We start from the raw sequence: 18,440 nt of genomic DNA, 5'->3' as shown, positions 1-18,440 counted from the left end.
ACGGCGAACTCCAGCAACTGACGACGACGCACGGCACCTCCCACGACACGACCTTCGCCGGCATCTGACGACGAGCTGTCGACGGCCCGAAAGGATGCCGCCGTGTCACAAAAGTAACACGGATATATCGATCCGATACATCGGGACGATGTCTCGCGTTCATCGTCCCGACACCTGCACAAGAGGTCGCGCCAATGGCACCATGAGTCGGACCACGGAGGGGTGGATGATGGGTCGACCCGGAGCCCAGCGCCATCCCGTCGCGGATACGCGCAACGGATGGGTGATCCGGGAGCGTCAGGAGAGGCGAGGGCACCATGACGGACGAGCGGCTGAGCGCCACCTCGTCGCTGCCGCAGTGGTCCCTCGACGCCGGCCTGAGGGAGCAGCCGGCGAGGCTGTCGATCGAGGAGTTCATCGCGGAGAGGGGGGAGTCGTTGATGCGTCTGGCGTACCTGATCGCGGGGTCGAAGCACGACGCCGAGGATCTCTTCCAGGAGACCTTCGCCGACGTCCACCGGAAGTGGGCCCGCGTGGCCGCCTCGGACAGCCCCTACGCGTATGTCCGGACGATGATGGCCAACCGGTACACCTCGAGCCGGCGGCGCAAGTGGCACGGGGAGCGCCCCAGTGACCCGCACGCCGGGGTGATGGACACGGTCGTCGCTCCCGACGGCACGGGCCGGATCGACAGTGACGACGCGCTCTGGCGTCTGCTCGCCACCCTCCCCCCGCGGATGCGGGCCGTCCTCGTCCTCCGCTACGTCGAGGATCTCGACGACCAGACCATCGCCGAGACGCTGGGCGTCGCCGTCGGCACCGTCCGGGCGGCCGCGAGCCGCGGCCTGGCCCAACTCCGTGAGCGGGGTGACCTGACGTGAGCACGCTCGACGAGGTCGATCCCCTGGAGGAGCGCCTCCGGGAGGTCCTGCGCGCGAAGGCGGACAGCGTCACCTTCGACGCCGCGACCATGACGATGTCGGTCGGCGCGGTGGCCGCGGCTGCCCCGTCGGCAACCGCGCAAACGACCAGCCCGATGACACCGGCCGGTGGGTCGGTGGGGGCGCACGCAGCCGGCGGCCCCGTCGTCGGCCGGCTCGCCGCGCTCACCACCGCCGGATTCGCCCTCGCGGCCTCCGCCATTGCGGCCGTCGTGCTCCTCACGGGCCCCGACGACCCGCCGCCGGTCGCCCAACCCCACCCGAGCACGTCGGCGACCGGCCTCCAGCCGCCGGCGGCCGGGGGCGCGACGGGTCGCTCGACGTCCTCCTCGACGGAGACGTCGGGGCCCGCGGTCCCGCTCGCGCCGACCACGCCTGGGACGACGTCCGTGTGGCAGACCCTCGCGGGCGTGGGCACGGCCGCGCCCGCGGACCTCGGTGTCGGTGACGGCGTGCCCGACCTTCGCGCCGACGGGACGCACGACGTCCCGACGGACTCGCCCGAGGTCCCCGCTCCGACGACCACGGCGGGTTCGACGGGAGGCGTTGAGACGCCGTCGTCGTCACCGACGTCCACGGCGACGAGCACGACGTCCGTGTCGCCTCCGGCCACCATGACGGCGACCGACAACACGACGACGTCGTCGTCCAGCAGCACCTCGACCAGCAGCCCTTCCACCAGCACGAAGTCGGACGGCCCCAACCCCAACCCCTTCCTGGCCGGGGTCGACGTCGGTCGACTCCATGCCGGTCGACAGGTCGACGGGTCCGCGAGCACGACGTGCCTCGCCGTGGGGACGCCGTGCCGTGAGGTGCTCGCGGAGGTGCGTGGGCTGTCGTCCACGACGGGGCTGATCGCCCGCTGCGTCGTGGTCGGCCGCGAGGGCGAGGCCCAGACCTCCGCCGCGGTGTCCGCCGCGCGCGGCACGCTTCGCACCGGTTGCCACCTGCCCGCCCTGCCGGAGGGCTCGTGGGTGGCCGTCACCCTCGTGCGTGACGGCGGCGTCCTCGCCACCTCGGGCCCACAGGCCTGGTGGACCTCCCGCAACTGACATTTCGGCGGGCTGACAGGTGCCTTCGGCATACTGTCGACGGGAGTCCGCCCACCCCCTTCGTCTGAGAGAGCACATGTCGAGCACACCCACCCGAGCCGCACGCGGTGCCCGCCGATCCCGTCGGCCCCGCCGCCCCTGGCTCCGGCGCGCGTTCATCGCCGTCCTCCTCCTGGGGATCCTCGGGGTCGGTGCCCTCGTCACCGCCTACGCCATGACGGACACCCCGGAGCCGAACGACGCCGCCGTCGCGCAGGCGTCCGTCCTGTACTACTCGGACGGCAAGACGGAGATGGACCGGATCGCGAAGGTGAACCGCGAGTCCGTCGACATCACGCAGATCCCGGATCACGTGCAGAAGGCCTTCCTCGCCGCCGAGGACCGCAACTTCTACCGCAATCAGGGGATCTCGCCGTCGGGCATCGCCCGCGCCGTCTGGGTGGGACTGCGCGGTGGCGCCACCCAGGGCGGCTCGACGATCACCCAGCAGTACGTCAAGAACTACTTCCTCTCGCAGGACCAGACCATCACCCGCAAGGCGCGCGAGATCCTCATCTCGCTCAAGATCGACGGTGAGCTCTCGAAGGACCAGATCCTCGAGGACTACCTCAACACCATCTACTTCGGCCGCGGCGCCGACGGCATCCAGACCGCCTCGCAGGCCTACTTCAACAAGGACGTCGAGGACCTCACCGTCAGCGAGGGGGCACTGCTCGCCTCCGTCATCCGAGGCCCGTCGCTGTATGACCCGAGCATCGGCGCGGAGCAGAAGAAGCTCGCGCAGGACCGCGTGCAGTACGTCCTCGACGGGATGGAGTCGGAGGGGTGGATCAGCCCGGGCGAGCGCGCCAAGGCGACGTTCCCCAAGGTGCGGAAGCCGGACACCTCGCGCGGCAAGTCCAACCACATCGGCTTCATCACGGAGATGGTCCGCGAGGAGATGCGATCGCGGCTCAAGTTGACCGACGCCGAGCTCGATCGGGGCGGCTACCGGATCGTCACGACGATCGACAAGAAGGCCGAGGACGCCGCGGTGGCAGCCGTCAAGGCGCACATGCCGACCGGGGAGGGCACGTCCGACCTGCATGTCGGCCTGGCCTCCATCCAGCCCGGCGACGGCGCCATCCGTGCGCTCTACGGCGGCGCCCGCTACGGCGGGGAGACCGGCAGCTACTTCAACACCGCCACGGACGCCTCGATGCAGGCCGGGTCGACCTTCAAGGTCTTCACCCTCCTCGCCGCCCTCGACTCGGGCATCCCGCTGTCGACGCAGTTCCCCGGCTACAGCCCGCAGTACATCGAGGAGTTCAAGAGCGACCGCCCCGATGCGACCGAGGACGAGCGGGCCGGCAAGGTGGTCAACTTCAACGACCACCAGTACGGGACCCTCGACCTGCGGCAGGCCACGGCGCTCTCCGCGAACACGGCCTACGCGCGCCTGAACGTCGCGGCCACCCCGAAGAAGACCAAGGAGATGGCGGACGCTGCGGGTGTCACCACCGACCTCGGCGCCAACTACTCGAACGTCTTCGGCACCGACAACGTCCGAGTCCTCGACATGGCCAACGCCTACGCGACGATCTCGGCCGAAGGCATGCGCGCCCGGCCCTACGTCATCGCGAAGGTGACCGGCACGGGCAACGTCGAGCTCGACTACAAGGCGAAGCCCTCGGTCAAGCGCACCATCAAGGGTGACGTGGCCCGCGACGCCATCCAGGCCATGAGCCAGGTCATCTCCTCGGGCGGCACGGGTGCGTACGCCACCCAGTTGGGCCGGCCCGCGGCCGGCAAGACGGGCACGACGAGCGACAACTACGCGGCCTGGTTCGACGGGTTCACCCCGGGTCAGCTCTCGACGGCCGTCGGCATCTACAAGGGCGACGGCAGCCTCAAGGCCAAGAACCAGATGCACAACGTCCCCGGCGTGGGTGAGCTCACCGGTGGGACAGTGCCCGTGCAGATCTGGACGCAGTTCATGATGGCGGCGCTCGAGGGCGTCGACATCAAGCCGCTGCCGGCCCCCGGCAACGTCCAGCCGCGTCAGCAGGACATCCCGTCCACGACGACGACCCAGGCCCCTCTCCCGCCGTCGACGACCGTGGCGCCACAGCCCACGACCACGCAACCGACGACCACGTCGTCGTCCTCCACCACGACGTCGAGCACGACGACGACGACGACACCGTCGTCCACCACGACGTCGAGCACGACGACGACGACCGCGCCGCCCTCGACGACGAGCACACCACCGCCGTCCGAGCCCAGCACGACGACGCCGGGGACAGGCAAGCCCACGACGAGCGAGCCGACGCTGCCCCTTCCGTCGGGGGGCGCGTCGTAGTCGTGTCCCGCCCAGATCTGCTCCCGCCCCGGGAGTCCGCTTTCCTGGGCGGCCCCGTCGGCCGCTACGCGGCGTCGGCGACCTTCGCCCGGCTCGTCCCGCTCATCGTCGCGATGACCGCGGTGCCGGTCATCGCGGCCGTGCTCCGTCAGGGGCACTGCCTGGCGAAGGGGTGGAACGGCGACGAGCAGTTCTGGCGGGGATGCTTCTCCGACCTACCGGCTCAGTACCAGCTCGGGGGTCTGTCGGGTGGCGTCGGGGCGCTCCTGTCCGGCGACGCCCATCTCGATCAGCCGCCGCTGTCCGCCTTGGTCATGGCGGCCCTCGGGGGTCTCGTCCCGGACGGGACGGTCCTGGACCAGACCCGCTGGTACCTCCTCTTCTGGGCGGTCCTCGCCACGATCCTGCTCATGGTCACGACGTGGTGCACCGCGGCGCTGCGGCCGCGTCGACTGGATCTCGCCACGCAACTGGCCCTGAGCCCGATCATCTTCGGTGTCGCGCTGCTCTCGCCGGACGTGGTCGCCGTGGCCGCGGTCGCGTTGGCCATGTGGGCGTGGAGTCGGGACCACTGGCTCCTGGCGGGGCTCCTGCTCGGAGCGGGCGTCCTCTCGCGCACCTACGTCATCGCCGTCGTCGTCGCCCTGCTGCTCTGGGCGGTGCGAGCGGGCCGCCTCCGGGATGCACTTGCCTCGTTCGGGGTCGCGGTCATCACCGCATCCACGACGACCTTGGCGCTCCTGCTCGTCAACCGGGACCTCGTGACGGCCGCGTGGGCGGCGTGGCGCGACAGCGCGCCCGGTTACGGCTCGCCGTGGATGGTCCCGCAGTTGCTCGAGCAGCCGCTGCCCGGGCCGATCGTCACCCTGCTGCCGCTCGTGGGTTGGGTCGTGGCAGTCCTGCTCGGTGCTGCCTTCGTCCGCCTCTCGCCCTGGCAGCCGACGTGGGCGCAGGTGGCCGTCGTCGTGGCCGGCGTCGTCATCGTCACCGGCAAGGCCGTGCCGGTCCAGGCGGCGCTGTGGCTGTTGCCGCTCGTCATCGTGTCGGGTCTGGCCTGGCGGGAGCACCTGGCCTGGGCCGTCGTCGAGCTGCTCCACCTCGGCGCCGTCTGGCTCTACATCGGGGCACAGACCGTGCCTGACCGTGGCCTGCCCGCCGGGTGGTACGGCACGGCCCTGCTGGCCCGGCTGGCCATGGTGTGGTTCGTCATCTGGCGCGCCGCGAGCACGCCTGGCCCCGAGGCGCGTCCGGCGCCGCCCGCGCCGCCCGTGGAGGACACCGACGATTACCGCGCCGTGGTGGCCGCCGGGTAGTATCGACCCGTCCCCTTCGCCATGCCGGTTCCCCGTCATGCCCGCGTGGGGGCACATGCAAACCCTCCTGTCACGGAAAGACCGTGACCGCACAGACCAAAGGAGGCGGGTTAACAGCATGCGTCAGTACGAACTCATGGTCATCTTCGACCCCGAGCTCGACGAGCGGACGGTCGCACCGACCCTCGACAAGTTCCTCACCGTCATCACCAAGGACGGGGGCACCATCGACAACGTCGACCACTGGGGCCGTCGTCGTCTCGCCTACGAGATCAAGAAGAAGCCCGAGGGCATCTACGCCGTCGCGAACTTCACTTCCGAGCCGGCCACGGCCAAGGAGCTCGACCGTCAGCTGAACCTCAACGAGTCCGTCCTGCGGACCAAGGTCCTGCGCGCGAACGTCTGATCTTCCGACCGGGCACCTGTCGGACCCTTGTGGTTCGCTGGAGCTCAAGCCTGACATCAGCATCAGCTGACACCGACCGACTCAAAGGGGATCGCCATGGCTGGGGACACCGTCATCACCATCATCGGCAACATCACCGGGGACCCGGAGCTGCGCTTCACCCCGTCCGGTGCTGCCGTCGCCAACTTCACCGTCGCTTCGACGCCGCGGCAGTTCGACCGCAACTCGAACGAGTGGAAGGACGGCGAGACGCTGTTCATGCGCTGCTCCGTGTGGCGTGACGCGGCGGAGAACGTCGCCGAGTCGCTGCAGCGTGGCACCCGGGTCATCGTCTCCGGTCGCCTGGTCTCCCGTTCCTGGGAGGACAAGGAGTCCGGCCAGAAGCGCTCCGTCATGGAGATGCAGGTCGACGAGGTCGGTCCCTCCCTGCGTTACGCCACCGCGAAGGTCAACAAGACCCAGCGTTCCGGCGGACAGGGCGGCGGCGGCTTCGGCGGCGGCGGCCAGCAGGGCGGCGACCCGTGGGCGACCGGCGGCAGCGCCGGTGGCCAGGGTGGCGGCCAGGGTGGCGGCGGATGGGGCGGCAGCGCCCCGGCCGCTCCGGCACCCGGTGCTCCGGCCGGCGGTCAGCCTGCCGGTGGCGGGTGGGGCGGCAGTGCGCCGTCCTACGACGAGCCCCCCTTCTGATCCCGGATCGTCAGGCACTCGGATTCTCCGGGGCGCGGCTCGCGCCGTGACCCCACACCACCAGCTCCACCCCATCCCGAGCACAGCGCTCGGGCTCTCATGACAAGAAGGAGAGCACCACGATGGCCAAGCCCGTTGTGCGCAAGCCCAAGAAGAAGGCCAACCCGCTGAAGGCGGCGAAGGTCGAGAACATCGACTACAAGGACACTGCGCTCCTGCGCAAGTTCATCTCCGACCGCGGCAAGATCCGCGCGCGTCGGGTGACCGGTGTGTCCGTCCAGGAGCAGCGGCTCATCGCCACGGCCGTGAAGAACGCCCGTGAGATGGCCCTCCTGCCCTACTCGAGCAGCGCTCGCTGATCTCGGGTCGAAGGAGATAACACGATGAAGGTCATTCTCACGCACGAGGTCTCGAACCTCGGTACCGCCGGCGACGTCGTTGACGTCAAGGCCGGTTACGCCCGCAACTTCCTCTTCCCGCGCGGTCTCGCGACGGCGTGGACGAAGGGCGGTCAGAAGCAGGTCGACTCGATCTCGAAGGCGCGCGAGACGCGTTCCGTCAAGACGCTCGAGGAGGCCCAGTCGATCAAGGGCAACCTGGAGTCCAAGTCGGTCCGCGTTGCGGCCCACGCCGGTGAGTCCGGTCGCCTCTTCGGCGCCGTGTCCACCGCGGACATCGCCGAGGCCGTCAAGGTCGCCGGCGGTCCGGAGCTCGACCGTCGCAAGATCGAGGTTCCGACGCCGATCAAGGCCACGGGCACCCACCAGGCGCTCGTTCGCCTGCACCCGGACGTCCAGGCGACGCTGACCCTCGAGGTCGTCGCCGGCTGACGCCAGCACCACATCACGAAGGAGGCCGGTCCGCTCGCGCGGGCCAGCCTCCTTCGTGCGTGTCCGGTGCGTGGCCGTTTGCCCGATGGGCCGGGAGCGGGGCTCTTCCTAGGCTGGCGGGCGACGCCGCGACGTCCCGTCGACCGAAAGTCCGCGCCATGCCACCGCCGAACGAGCCCTACGAGCCCCGCCCCCTGTGGGGAGAGGCGGACGAGCGGCCGCGACGAGAGATGGACGGGTGGCGCCAGCATCCGGTCCCGGACCCGCCTGCGCTGACGCCCCACGGCGCCCAGCCCCAGATCCCGCAGCCCCAGATCCCGCAGCTCCAGGCCCCGCAGACCCAGTCCCCGCGGCCGGAGGCATCGTGGCGGGAGCTGACGCCGCACCCGCTGCCGGGCAGCGGGGTAGCCCCGCGCCACCCCGTGCGGAACGGCGTCGCGGTCGCGGCGGCCGTGGTCGGGGTGCTCGCCCTCGCGGCGGGCACCGTCGGGGTTCGGGCCCTCGGCGGGGGAGGCCCGCAGCCGGAGTCCGTGCTGCCCGCCGACACCCTCGGCTTCGTCCGGATCGACCTCGATCCGTCCGCGAGCCAGAAGGTCGCGATGCTGCGGTTCGCGCGCAACCTGCCCGAGGGCACCGACGTGCCCGACGACGAGGGAGACGTGCGGCGGAGCTTCTTCGACGGCGTCAAGGACCTGGCCGGTCTGGGCGCCGCCGACTACGCCCAGGACATCGAGCCGTGGCTCGGGACGCGTTTCGCCGTGGCGCTGGCGCCCGGAGCCAAGGGTGCCGAACCCGTGCCCCTCGTCGTCCTCGGCGTGACCGACGCCGACCAGGCCGCGACCGGGATCGCGCTGTCGACGTCGAAGGGGGGTGGCTGCGAGGTGGGCACCGACTTCGCGGTGTGCTCGAGCGACGCGAGGGTGGCCCGGCGGATGGCGACCCGGGCCGCGCAGGCGCCGCTCGCGGAGGCGGCCACCTATGTGGGGGATCTGGCCCGGATCGGCGACCCCGGGGTCGCCTCGGTCTGGCTCGATGGCGCCCGGATCAACGCCGCGCTGGCCGCGGCCGGGCCGGGGCGCGAAGGGGCACCGCGCGCCCTGGAGTCGGGCCGACTCGTCGCCGGCGTGCGATTCACCCCCGACAGCCTCGAGCTGGCCGGACGGTTCGTCTCGGGTGCGACGGCGCCCGCGAACGCGGAGGCCGGGCCCCGGGCGGGGACGGGCATCGATGACCTGCCCGCCGACACCGTGGCGGCCCTGAGCGTCAACGGCCTCGGCGCGGCCCTCTCGGACTGGTGGTCCGAGTTCGAGGACGGCATCGAGGGCCAGCCCCAGGTGGCGAACACCCTGACCCGGTTCGAGGAGGAGTACGGACTGGATCCGTCCCGGGACCTCGGGGCTCTCCTCGGCGAGCAGACGACGCTGGCCTACGGCGGGGTGCCCACAGCGGGCGCGACACCCCGGATCGCCCTCGTCACCGACGGGGAGGCGGACGTGGCGCGCCGGGTCGCGGCCGCCTTCGCGGGGTCGGGGACGACGGGGGTGCGCGTCCACGCCGCGGGCGACCGGACGGTCCTCGCCCTCTCGCAGGGCTACGCCCGTGACGTCGCGGCCGGCTCGGGCCTGACCACCAACCCCGCCTTCGCCGAGGCGGTGCCGGGAGCCGACGCCGCGCAGTTCGCGGGCTTCGTCGACCTGCAGGCGCTGGCCGAGAGGTCGCCGGACCTCGACGCGGGGGACCGGGCCGACCTCGAGGCGTTCTCGGCACTGGGGATCACCGGCACGGCGGACGGCGCGGACAGCAGCTGGCAGGTGCGGCTGACCCTGCGCTGAGGTGTCCTCGGTCGCGGGCCACCGCAGATCAGTCCGACGTCGGGGCGAGGTCGCAGGAGGGCTTGTGGCCCACCGTGCGCCCGCCCATCTGCCACGTGTCCAGCAGGCTGTCGCGCTCAAAACGGATGAGGTCGACCAACTCGGTGCCGTCCTTGACGTCCCGGCCCTGGTGATCCGACCGGATGTCCGTCCCGGCCTTGACGGTCCCACCACCGGCGCTCTGGTAGGCCTTCGTGACGATGTACTTCTTGTGCACCCGGTAGCAGACCTCGACGTCGGCCCGTGTGCTCGAGGCCACCGTCACGTCGCTGGCGACGATCTCGTCCCGACCCTCGACCCTGACCTGCGGGAACGTCTTCCTGAATTCCGCGCCTTCGGCGAGGACGTCGTCGGTCAGAAGGTCCGCGAACTGGGCCGTCGGGGGCTTGGACGGGTTGTCGAGGTTGTACAGCTCCCAGTAGCGGTGGAGGACCTCGTCCACGGCCGCCTCGTCAGTGCCGGCGGTCTCGGTGTCGGCATCATCGGCGCCGGTCTCCTCGGCGCCGGTCTTCTGGGACGACTCTGCGGATGACGTCGGGGCCGTGGGCTCGTCCTGTCCGCAGGCACTCAGGGCCAGAGCGAGCGTGGCCGCGAGGCCGGCGGTGGCAAGGGTTCGACGGGGGTGCACGGAGGGGCCTTCCTGATGGGTCGGTGACGGACGAGGCGGTGCGGGTCGGCGCCTCCACTCCATCACAGTCGCGAGCGGGCGTCGTTGTGGCGCGTGCCGCGCGGGGGTCGCGCCGGACACCGAGACGGACGAGAGGGTTGGCCGCCGAGACGGCCGAGAGGCACGGACGACCCGTGCGGCAGACTCCTGCCATGACTTCCCGCGTCGCCGTGGCGGCACCCAACCGGCTGGCCGCGGACGCCGGTCTCGCCGCCGCGCGCGCGGGTGGCGGCGCGGTCGACGTCGCCATCGCCGCGATGACGACGGCCATGTCCAGCGAGCCCGGCATCGTCAGCCCGATGGCGGGCGGCTTCATCACCATCTGGCCGCCCGACGGCCCCCCGGAGGTCATCGACGGCAACATCGTCATGCCCGGACGCGATCGCCCGGCCGAGGCCTTCGGCGGCGGACTGCGCGAGGTGACCACGACCTACGGCGGCGGCCTCACCCTCCTCGCGGGGCACGGCTCGGTCGGTGTCCCGGGTATCTGGGCCGCCCTCGGCCGGGCGCACGAGCGTCACGGTGCGGCGCCGTGGGCGGATCTCCTCGCGCCGGCGACGGCGGTCGCCCGCGACGGCTACCCCGTGGGCGCCGCGGCGGCCAGCTATCTCGCCCTCGTCGGCGACTCGATCTACGGCTGGGATCCCGGCACCCACGCGCTGCTGCACCACGCCGACGGCCGGGTCGTGACGACGGGCGACATCGTCGTCCAACCCGACCTCGCGGCGACCTTCGACACCATCGCCCGCGAGGGCTGGCAGTCGGTCCACACCGGGTCGATCGCTCGGGCGATCGTGGCCGACATGGACGCACGCGGCGGGCTCGTCTCCGCCGCCGACCTCGCCGACTACGAGGCGGTCGTGCGGCAGCCGCTGCTCGTCGACGTGGGCCAGTGGCAGGTCGCCACCAACCCGCCGCCCGCGATCGGCGGCCCGATGCTCTCGCTCATGCTCGGGGCTCTCGTCGAGCGCGGCGGCGAGCGGGCCACCTGGGCGGACGTCATCGAGATCCAGCGGCGGGTGCTCTCCTTCCGTGCGGATCGCATCGATCGGTCGCGTGACCTCGAGGCCGACGGCTGGGCGGCGCTCGCGGCGGCGCAGCGTTATGGCCTCGACGGGTTGCCCACCTCGCCGAACACCGTCCATGTCTCCGTCGTCGACGGCGCCGGGATGGCCTGCTCCATCACCGCGTCGGCGGGCTACGGCTCGGGCGCGATGGTCCCGGGGACGGGCCTGCTGCTCAACAACTGCCTCGGCGAGCTCGAGCTCAACCAGCTCGGTGTGCACGCGCTCGCGCCGGGGACGCGGCTGGCCTCCAACATGGCCCCGACCGTCGCCGCGGCCGCGGACGGTCGGCGGTTGGCCATCGGCAGCCCCGGGGCCGACCGGATCACGACCGCGCTCATGCAGGTCCTCGGCGCCGCCTTCCTGGACGACGAGCACCTCCAGGACGCCATCGACCGACCGCGCGTGCACGTCCGCATCGACGGCGGAGGCGTTGTCGACGACGGTGTGCTCGTCGAGCACGAGAGCGACCCGGCCATCGCCCGGGCAGTGGCAGATGGTGGGTGGCACGGGCGGGAGCACGAGGGCATCTCGATGTACTTCGGCGGAGTCGGGGCCGCGCTGCGGCACGCGGACGGGACCCTGCTGGCGGCGGCCGATCCGCGACGCGTGGCCGCCACGGCGCTCGGCTGACCCGATTCCCGGTCGGGCCGGGCTACCGTCGTGCGAAGGCCGTGGACGTCGCAACCCGATGCCCGTGTGGGACGTCTGTACGACGAGGGCAGACGGCCCGTCACCAGGGGGTGTGAACCAGATGCGTGCAGACCGCGGGGGTCCACGAGTGTTGATCTTGAGCAGGGCGGGGCGCGACACCGTGCCGGCCGACCACCGGCGGCGGCTGGAGGAGCGTGGTGCCTCGGTCCACTACGAGACCCGGACGCAGGCGCCGGACCTCGAGGAGGCCGCGCGCCTCCTCGAGGACGTCGAGGTGCTCGGCACCACCAACGTCACCCTGCCGCACCTGGGGCCGGCGTTGCTGGCTCGGTGCCCGCGGCTGCGCTCGCTCGTGCTCTACGCCACCGGCCTCGACCATCTCGACCACGAAGCCCTGCGCGCTCACGGCGTCACCGTCAGCAGCCTCCCTGCCTATGCCACCCGGGCCGTCGCCGAGCACGCCCTCGCCATGACGCTGTCCATGGGCGCCAGGGTGCATCTCGCCCACGACCGCTCCCGGGGCCTCGCGGCTCCGGACACGTCGCTGCGCGGGATCGAGCTCGGCGGACGGACCATGGGGATCATCGGCATGGGTCGGATCGGCACGGCGCTCGCGGGCCTCGCCACCGGGATCGGCATGCGCGTCGTCGGCACGGACATCGACCCGCGCGCCGTGGCCGCGGCCACCCGGGCGGGCCATGCGATGGTCCCGCCCGAGGACCTCCACGCCGCCAGCGACATCGTCGCGGTGTGCGCCTCGACGACGGCGGGTGCACCGCCGGTGATCGACGCCGCGGCGCTCGCGGCCCTGCGCCCCCAGGCACTCCTGGTCAACGTCGGCCGCCCCGTCCTTGTGGACACGGCGGCCGTCACCGGGGCGATCCGCACCGGGCACCTTCGCGGCTACGCCGTCGACGACGTCGTCCTCGACCCGGCGCTCGACGGCGACCTCCTCAGCGAGGGCCGCGTGCTCCAGACCGGCCACAGTGCCTGGTGGCGCGACGAGGTGCTCGCCCGGGGCGCCGACATGTTTGGTGAGGCACTCGTCGAGGCCGTCGAGCGCGCGTCCGCCGTCGCCGGAGTGGAGCGGGTCGCATGACCCGCGCGAAGGGGGTCGTCCTGCTGGCGTTCGCCGCCATGGCCGTCCTCGCGCCGTTGGCCCTGGCCGTGGCCCGGTGGCCGCAGTGGTGGGCGTGGATCGCCTCGGAGCAGACACCGATGACTTGGCTGCAGTCGGTCGTGCTCGTGCTGGCGGCCATGGGCTCGCTGCTCGTGGGGTACCTCACCGGCCGTCTGGGCGGCGGCCGGCGGGAGACACTGCCGTGGCTGGTGCTGGCCGCGGGCTTCGGGTCGCTGGCGCTCGACGAACGGTTCGCGGTCCACGAGCGGCTGCGGGACGGGATCCTCGCGCCACGCGGGATCAGCGTCCCCTTCCTGCCGTGGGTGGCACCGGGGGACTTCCTGATGATGGGCGTCGGCCTTGTGGGTCTGGCGCTGCTGCCGATGGTGTGGCGGGCGATCCGGGTCGACGCCCTGGCCCGCACCGCCCTGATCGTCGGGGTGGTGCTGTCGATCATCGCCCTGGGGATGGACTCCATCGACCCGAGCACGATGTCGATCGCGACGGAGCGGCTCGAGCAGACCCTCGAGGAGTGCGTCGAGCTCGCGGCCGGGTTGTCCTACCTCGCGGCCGTGGCCATGCGGTTGCTCGGTGTCATCGACGTGGCGATCGACGAGGCTGTGGGCCGGCGAACGCCTGCCGAGCCGGCCGCCGAGTCGACCACCGGATCAACCACCGAATCGACCTCCGAATCGACCTCGATGGTGACGTCGGCGACGGCTGACTCGGCCCCCTTCGACCACAGCCGCGTCAGCGGCGCGCGCCGGTGACCATCCAGGCGTCCCCGCGGATGCGCCACCAGAAGACGACGGCCCGCAGGGCCATGAAGGCGGTGAAGGCGAGCCAGAGCCAACGCACGCTCACCGCCGCGGCGTCGGCCGGATCGAGACCCTCGAGCAGTGTCGGTGCGGCGGCGCGCAGCGCCAGGGCGATCGGGACGTAGGCGGCGAGGAGCCCAACCATCGACCACGCGAGCCAGCGCCCGTCGCCGGCACCCATGAGGACGCCGTCGACGACGAAGGCGATCCCCGAGATCGGTTGGCCCAGCGCGATGATCACGAGCCCGGCGCCGATGGCGGCACGCACGGCCGGGTCGGGGGTGAAGAGGGCCGGCAGCCACGGGTGGACGGCGAGGACGAGGGCGCCGAGGACGATGCCGGACCCGATGCCCCAGCGGAGCATGACGTCCGTGGCCTCCCGTGCGGCGCGCTTGTCCCCGGCGCCGAGTGCCTTGCCGGTGAGGGCCTGGGCGGCGATGGCGATGGCGTCGAGGGCGAAGACGAGGAAGGACCAGATCGTCGAGCTGACCTGGTAGGCGGCGAGCGGGACGTCGCCGAGGCCAGCCGCGACCCATACCGTCAGCAGCAGCACGGCGCGCAGGGCGAGGGTGCGCACGAGCAGCGGGAAGCCGCCCAGTGCCGCGGCGAGGACCCGGCCCGGGTGCGGGTGGAGGCTGGCGCCGGTCGCCGCGGCCGTGCGGAGCAGGACGGCGAGCAGCCCGACCGCCATGCCCCACTGGGCGATGATCGTGCCGATCGCGGACCCGGCGATGCCGAGGTGCAGCCCGTGCACGAGGGCGAGGTTGAGGACGATGTTGGCGCCGAAGCCCAGGCTGGCCGCGACGAGCGGGGTCCGCGTGTCCTGCAGGCCGCGCAGGACTCCCGTGGCGGCGAGCACGACGAGCATGGCGGGCAGGCCGGCCGCCGAGATCCGCAGGTAGGTGACGGCCTGCTCGTGGACCGCCCCCGTGGCGCCGAGCCACGCGCACAACGGGCCAGCCGCAGCCGCGGTGATCAGACCGACAGCGGCGCCGAGGCCGATGGCGAGCCAGGTGCCGTCGACGCCGGCCTCGACGGCCCCCTTCGCGGAACCGGCCCCCACCTGTCGGGAGACGACGGCCGTCGTGCCGTAGGCGAGGAAGACGAAGATGCCGGCGGCGGTGAGCAGGACCGCACTCGCGACGCCGAGGCCGGCGAGTGAGGTCGTGCCGAGGTGGCCGATGATCGCCGAGTCGGCGAGGAGGAAGAGCGGCTCGGCGATGAGGGTGAGGAAGGCGGGGACGGCCAGCCGCAGGATCTCGCGACGCTGGCTCACGAGCGCGAAGGTCGCTCGTCGGCGAGGGTCGTGAGGATGCGGCGGAGCGTGGCCCGGTCACGGTCCGAGAGGGCCGAGAAGTGGTCCGCGGCGGCGGTCCGGCGGTGCTCGAGCATCTCGGTGTCGAGGCGCTGGCCGGCCGGAGTGAGTTCGACGATCACGGCGCGGCGGTCGGCGGGGTCGGGGATGCGCCGGACGAGGCCGCGCCGCTCGAGCGAGTCGACGACGTCGGTGGCCGAGCGCGGGGCGATGTGCAGGTGCTGGGCGATCGTGCCGAGGCGGGCCGGGGCGTGCCGGGCGGCGACGCGCAGGGCCCGGGCCTGGTGGGGCGCGAGGTCCCACGGCTCGAGCAGCGCCATGGAGCGTCGGCGCAGGGCGCGCGCGGTCTCCTGGATGAGGTCGCCGAGGTCGCCGGCGGCATCGCGATCGGGGGTGGGCATGGAGGGAATGCTATCGCCATCCGTCGCGTTAGACTCACTGTGTGGTTACCTCACTAAGAGGTGAGCACCCGACAACGTTTCCCGTGAAACCACGGATTGCCTCTCATCCCCCTCAGCAGAACAGGAGTGGTGCTCATGATGGAGTCCACCCACATGTCCCGTCCCGACGGCGGCCGCGGCGAAGGTCGCGGCGGCGGCGGCGCCCAGCGCGTCGACCCGCGTGACCGAGCCCAGCTCGAGGACTCGCCCGTCCCCTTCGGCCGCGTCGCGGCCCTCTTCCGTCCCTACCGCGGCCAGGTCGCCGTCGTCATGGCGCTCATCGTCGCGACGTCGCTCGTCTCTCTGGCCCAACCCTTCCTCGTGCGGGGCGTCATCGACGACGCCATCCCCCGTCAGGACGTCCCGCTCCTGCTGACGCTCGTCGGCGCCATGCTCGGCGTCACGATCGTCAGCCAGCTCATCGGCGTCTACCAGACGTGGCTCTCGACCTCCGTCGGCCAGGCCGTCATGCACGACCTGCGCGCCGGGGTCTTCACCCACCTGCAGCGGCAGTCGCTCGGCTTCTTCACCCGCACCCGCGGCGGTGAGGTCCAGTCCCGCCTGACGCACGACGTCGCCGGCATGCAGTCGGTCGTCACGACGACCGCGACCTCCATCGCCTCGAACGTCACGACCGCCGTCGCCACCGCGGTGGCCATGGTCGCCCTCAGCTGGCGACTGTCCCTGCTCTCCCTCCTCGTGATCCCGCCGGCCGTGTGGCTGACGCGGAAGGTCGCCCTGCTCCGCCGCGAGATCACCGCCCAGCGCCAGCGCGCGCTCGCCGATCTGCACACCCAGGTCGAGGAGGGGCTGTCGGTCAGCGGCGTCCGCCTCGCGAAGACCCTTGGCACCGCGCCGGCAGCGGCGGAGAAGTTCACCGCCACCTCGCACGACCTCGTCGGCCTCGAGCTGCGCTCGCAGCTGGCCGGCCGCTGGCGGATGGCGACGATGTCGATCGTCTTCGCCGCCATCCCGGCGCTGATCTACCTCGCCGCCGGGTTGCCCGCGACGTCGGGCGGCATGACGATCGGCACGCTGATCGCCTTCACGACGCTCCAGGCGGGCATCTTCCGCCCCCTCATGGGTCTGCTCAACGTCGGCGCGCAGTGGATCAGCTCGATGGCCCTCTTCAGCCGGATCTTCGCCTATCTCGACCTCGTCCCCGAGGTCCCCGCACCGACGTCGCCGGTCGACCTCGATCCGGACCTCGTCGTCGGCGAGGTGCGCTTCGAGGGCGTGGACTTCCGATACGCGGACGGCGCCGCCCCCGCGCTGGCCGGCATCGACGTGACCATCCCGGCCGGGACGACCCTCGCCGTCGTCGGCGAGACCGGCTCCGGCAAGTCGACGCTCGCGTCCCTCCTGGCGCGGCTGCACGACCCGAGCGCCGGGCGGGTCACCATCGACGGCATCGACGTGCGCGACATCGACCCGCAGGTGCTCGCGTCCCTCGTCGGCGTCGTCTCCCAGGAGACCTACCTCGTGCACGACACGATCCGGGCCAACCTCCTGCTCGCCCGGCCGGAGGCGACCGAGGCCCAGCTGTGGGCTGCGCTCGCCACGGCTCAGGCCGCGGATCTCGTGGCCGGGCTCCCGCAGGGGCTCGACACGGTCGTCGGCGCCCGCGGACACCGGTTCTCCGGTGGTGAGCAGCAGCGGCTCGCGGTCGCACGCACGCTGCTGCGCGACCCGCGGATCCTTGTCCTCGACGAGGCCACGAGCGCGCTCGACAACGACACGGAGCGCGAACTCCAGCGGGCGCTCGACCGGCTCGCCGTCGGCCGGACGACGCTGACGATCGCCCACCGGCTCCCCACGGTGCGGCATGCCGACCGGATCGTCGTCCTCGACGGTGGTCGCGTGGTCGAGGGTGGCACGCACGACGACCTCGTCGCCGCCGGTGGGCGCTACGCCGCGCTGGCGAGCGACGACGCGGCCGGTGCCCCCGCGGGCACGCTGGCCGCGACCCTCGCCGCCTGAGATCAGGCGCCGGCGGGTCCACCGGCGCCGAGGAGCTCCTCGAGGCGTTCGTAGCCCTGCGCCATCCCGCCTTCCATGCCGCTGCCGACGGCGCCGTCGCGGGCCTCGACGGACGGGAACACGCTGTGTCCCTCGAGCCGCGTGCGCCCGTCGCCGAGGTCGACCAGGCGGAGCGTGTCGAGCGAGACGTGGTCGGGCATGCCCTCGAACTCGAAGGTCTGGATGAGCAGGTCCTCGCGGATCGTGTGGAAGCAGCCGCGGAAGCCATAGCTGCCCTCGGCGTCATGGTGGGTGTAGCGGTAGCTGCCGCCGTCGCGGGCGTCGTACTCCTCGACCGTCATGGTGAGGCGTCGCGGTCCGAGCCACCGCGAGATCAGGTCGGGGTCGGTGTGGGCGCGGAAGACGGCCTCGCGGGGGGCGTCGACGACGCGGGTGAACTCGAGGAAGGGGGTGCCCTCCGGGGCGGTGATCTCCAGGGCGTTGCTCATGACGGTGACTCCTTGGGTCGGTCCCCGGGCGGGGACGGCTGGGCGAGGACGGCGTCGAGCGCGCGGTACTGCCGCTCGCGCACGAGCCGGTACTGGTCGATCCACGCGGTCAGTGCCTCGAGGCGCGCGGCATCGAGGTGGACCGGCCGACGCTGGGCGTCGCGGCTGCGGGTGACGAGGCCGGCACGCTCGAGGACCTTGATGTGCTTCGAGATGGCCTGCGTCGAGATCGCGAAGGGGGCCGCCAGGTCGTTGACGGTGGCGGGGCCGCGGCTGAGGCGGGCGATGATCGCGCGGCGGACCGGGTCGGCCAGGGCCATGAAGGCTCGGTCAAGGAGGTCGTCGTCGGGATCGGTGGGCACGGGTGCTGCCTTCGGTGAACGTAGTCAACCAAATGGTTGATTACATGACGGTAGGCCGACCGTCCAGGGACGTCAACCCCCTTCGTGCGGC

Annotated in this window: 18 protein-coding genes; 13 read left to right on the top strand and 5 right to left on the bottom strand. The window is 72.2% G+C overall.

Translation table 11 applies throughout. The annotated features are described in order from the left end of the window. Positions 1–317: 317 nt before the first annotated feature. The 9 genes from ACQBAS_RS12955 to ACQBAS_RS12915 all read left to right on the top strand — a co-directional run bounded on the left by ACQBAS_RS12955 (position 318) and on the right by ACQBAS_RS12915 (position 9,402). Complete coding sequence (locus ACQBAS_RS12955; protein WP_427384204.1) at positions 318–881, top strand: SigE family RNA polymerase sigma factor; 564 nt, start codon at positions 318–320, stop codon at positions 879–881. Then, entirely contained in the window at positions 878–1,993 is a 1,116-nt protein-coding gene (locus tag ACQBAS_RS12950) for a hypothetical protein (RefSeq protein WP_427384202.1), read from the top strand. Before ACQBAS_RS12955 ends, ACQBAS_RS12950 begins: the two co-directional genes overlap by 4 nt. A gap of 76 nt (positions 1,994–2,069) precedes the next feature. After that, positions 2,070–4,334 carry a transglycosylase domain-containing protein gene (locus ACQBAS_RS12945; protein ID WP_427384201.1) on the top strand — a complete coding sequence of 755 codons (2,265 nt, stop codon included), beginning with the start codon at positions 2,070–2,072 and terminating at the stop codon, positions 4,332–4,334. Positions 4,335–4,336: 2 nt separating this feature from the next. Then, positions 4,337–5,647 (top strand): glycosyltransferase 87 family protein, encoded by a 1,311-nt coding sequence (locus ACQBAS_RS12940; RefSeq protein WP_427384200.1) that lies wholly within the window; start codon positions 4,337–4,339, stop codon positions 5,645–5,647. Positions 5,648–5,765: 118 nt separating this feature from the next. After that, complete coding sequence (gene rpsF / locus ACQBAS_RS12935; protein WP_427384199.1) at positions 5,766–6,053, top strand: 30S ribosomal protein S6; 288 nt, start codon at positions 5,766–5,768, stop codon at positions 6,051–6,053. Positions 6,054–6,149: 96 nt separating this feature from the next. After that, positions 6,150–6,740: a single-stranded DNA-binding protein gene (locus ACQBAS_RS12930; protein WP_427384198.1), complete on the top strand. Its 591-nt coding sequence runs from the start codon at positions 6,150–6,152 to the stop codon at positions 6,738–6,740. 122 nt (positions 6,741–6,862) lie between these two features. Further along, positions 6,863–7,099 carry a 30S ribosomal protein S18 gene (gene rpsR, locus ACQBAS_RS12925; protein ID WP_013494395.1) on the top strand — a complete coding sequence of 79 codons (237 nt, stop codon included), beginning with the start codon at positions 6,863–6,865 and terminating at the stop codon, positions 7,097–7,099. 24 nt (positions 7,100–7,123) lie between these two features. After that, a complete protein-coding gene (rplI, locus tag ACQBAS_RS12920; RefSeq protein ID WP_427384197.1) occupies positions 7,124–7,570 on the top strand; it encodes a 50S ribosomal protein L9 in 447 nt (148 codons plus the stop codon). 158 nt (positions 7,571–7,728) lie between these two features. Then, positions 7,729–9,402: a hypothetical protein gene (locus tag ACQBAS_RS12915; RefSeq protein WP_427384196.1), complete on the top strand. Its 1,674-nt coding sequence runs from the start codon at positions 7,729–7,731 to the stop codon at positions 9,400–9,402. Between the two features lie 28 nt (positions 9,403–9,430). Here ACQBAS_RS12915 and ACQBAS_RS12910 read toward each other — a convergent pair whose 3' ends face one another. Next, positions 9,431–10,069, bottom strand: coding sequence for a hypothetical protein (locus tag ACQBAS_RS12910; protein ID WP_427384195.1), 639 nt, complete (start codon positions 10,067–10,069; stop codon positions 9,431–9,433). Between the two features lie 191 nt (positions 10,070–10,260). Here ACQBAS_RS12910 and ACQBAS_RS12905 point away from each other — a divergent pair, with 191 nt between their 5' ends. The 3 genes from ACQBAS_RS12905 to ACQBAS_RS12895 all read left to right on the top strand — a co-directional run bounded on the left by ACQBAS_RS12905 (position 10,261) and on the right by ACQBAS_RS12895 (position 13,716). Continuing rightward, entirely contained in the window at positions 10,261–11,805 is a 1,545-nt protein-coding gene (locus ACQBAS_RS12905) for a gamma-glutamyltransferase (protein WP_427384194.1), read from the top strand. A gap of 157 nt (positions 11,806–11,962) precedes the next feature. Continuing rightward, on the top strand, positions 11,963–12,925 hold the full coding sequence (locus ACQBAS_RS12900; RefSeq protein ID WP_427384193.1) for a 2-hydroxyacid dehydrogenase: 963 nt from the start codon (positions 11,963–11,965) through the stop codon (positions 12,923–12,925). Continuing rightward, positions 12,922–13,716, top strand: coding sequence for a hypothetical protein (locus ACQBAS_RS12895; protein ID WP_427384192.1), 795 nt, complete (start codon positions 12,922–12,924; stop codon positions 13,714–13,716). Before ACQBAS_RS12900 ends, ACQBAS_RS12895 begins: the two co-directional genes overlap by 4 nt. Here the strand turns inward: ACQBAS_RS12895 and ACQBAS_RS12890 are convergent. After that, the gene (locus ACQBAS_RS12890) at positions 13,697–15,040 is read right to left on the bottom strand and encodes an MATE family efflux transporter (protein WP_427384191.1); all 1,344 of its coding nucleotides are present in this window, start codon (positions 15,038–15,040) and stop codon (positions 13,697–13,699) included. The genes ACQBAS_RS12895 and ACQBAS_RS12890 overlap by 20 nt on opposite strands. Continuing rightward, positions 15,037–15,480 carry a MarR family winged helix-turn-helix transcriptional regulator gene (locus ACQBAS_RS12885; RefSeq protein WP_427384190.1) on the bottom strand — a complete coding sequence of 148 codons (444 nt, stop codon included), beginning with the start codon at positions 15,478–15,480 and terminating at the stop codon, positions 15,037–15,039. Before ACQBAS_RS12885 ends, ACQBAS_RS12890 begins: the two co-directional genes overlap by 4 nt. A gap of 135 nt (positions 15,481–15,615) precedes the next feature. Here ACQBAS_RS12885 and ACQBAS_RS12880 point away from each other — a divergent pair, with 135 nt between their 5' ends. After that, positions 15,616–17,499, top strand: coding sequence for an ABC transporter ATP-binding protein (locus ACQBAS_RS12880; protein ID WP_427384189.1), 1,884 nt, complete (start codon positions 15,616–15,618; stop codon positions 17,497–17,499). A gap of 2 nt (positions 17,500–17,501) precedes the next feature. Here ACQBAS_RS12880 and ACQBAS_RS12875 read toward each other — a convergent pair whose 3' ends face one another. Together ACQBAS_RS12875 and ACQBAS_RS12870 are read right to left on the bottom strand one after the other, a co-directional pair. After that, the gene (locus tag ACQBAS_RS12875) at positions 17,502–17,987 is read right to left on the bottom strand and encodes an SRPBCC family protein (RefSeq protein ID WP_427384188.1); all 486 of its coding nucleotides are present in this window, start codon (positions 17,985–17,987) and stop codon (positions 17,502–17,504) included. Then, positions 17,984–18,307, bottom strand: a complete 324-nt coding sequence (locus tag ACQBAS_RS12870; RefSeq protein ID WP_427385643.1) for an ArsR/SmtB family transcription factor — start codon at positions 18,305–18,307, stop codon at positions 17,984–17,986. Before ACQBAS_RS12870 ends, ACQBAS_RS12875 begins: the two co-directional genes overlap by 4 nt. Positions 18,308–18,440: the final 133 nt, after the last annotated feature.

The sequence above is a fragment of the Janibacter zhaoxuefangae genome (genome assembly GCF_050271985.1).
GTDB lineage: Bacteria > Actinomycetota > Actinomycetes > Actinomycetales > Dermatophilaceae.
Note: the sequence above shows the minus strand (reverse complement) of the source record. Positions and strands in the feature narration are given on the sequence as shown.

Coding starts and splice junctions, on each gene's coding strand:
- ACQBAS_RS12930 (WP_427384198.1), top strand. CDS start 6,150: ATGGCTGGGGACACCGTCATCACCATCATCGGCAACATCACCGGGGAC.
- ACQBAS_RS12915 (WP_427384196.1), top strand. CDS start 7,729: ATGCCACCGCCGAACGAGCCCTACGAGCCCCGCCCCCTGTGGGGAGAG.
- ACQBAS_RS12945 (WP_427384201.1), top strand. CDS start 2,070: ATGTCGAGCACACCCACCCGAGCCGCACGCGGTGCCCGCCGATCCCGT.
- ACQBAS_RS12880 (WP_427384189.1), top strand. CDS start 15,616: ATGATGGAGTCCACCCACATGTCCCGTCCCGACGGCGGCCGCGGCGAA.
- rpsF (WP_427384199.1), top strand. CDS start 5,766: ATGCGTCAGTACGAACTCATGGTCATCTTCGACCCCGAGCTCGACGAG.
- ACQBAS_RS12955 (WP_427384204.1), top strand. CDS start 318: ATGACGGACGAGCGGCTGAGCGCCACCTCGTCGCTGCCGCAGTGGTCC.
- rplI (WP_427384197.1), top strand. CDS start 7,124: ATGAAGGTCATTCTCACGCACGAGGTCTCGAACCTCGGTACCGCCGGC.
- rpsR (WP_013494395.1), top strand. CDS start 6,863: ATGGCCAAGCCCGTTGTGCGCAAGCCCAAGAAGAAGGCCAACCCGCTG.
- ACQBAS_RS12875 (WP_427384188.1), bottom strand. CDS start 17,987: ATGAGCAACGCCCTGGAGATCACCGCCCCGGAGGGCACCCCCTTCCTC.
- ACQBAS_RS12895 (WP_427384192.1), top strand. CDS start 12,922: ATGACCCGCGCGAAGGGGGTCGTCCTGCTGGCGTTCGCCGCCATGGCC.
- ACQBAS_RS12905 (WP_427384194.1), top strand. CDS start 10,261: ATGACTTCCCGCGTCGCCGTGGCGGCACCCAACCGGCTGGCCGCGGAC.
- ACQBAS_RS12870 (WP_427385643.1), bottom strand. CDS start 18,307: ATGGCCCTGGCCGACCCGGTCCGCCGCGCGATCATCGCCCGCCTCAGC.
- ACQBAS_RS12885 (WP_427384190.1), bottom strand. CDS start 15,480: ATGCCCACCCCCGATCGCGATGCCGCCGGCGACCTCGGCGACCTCATC.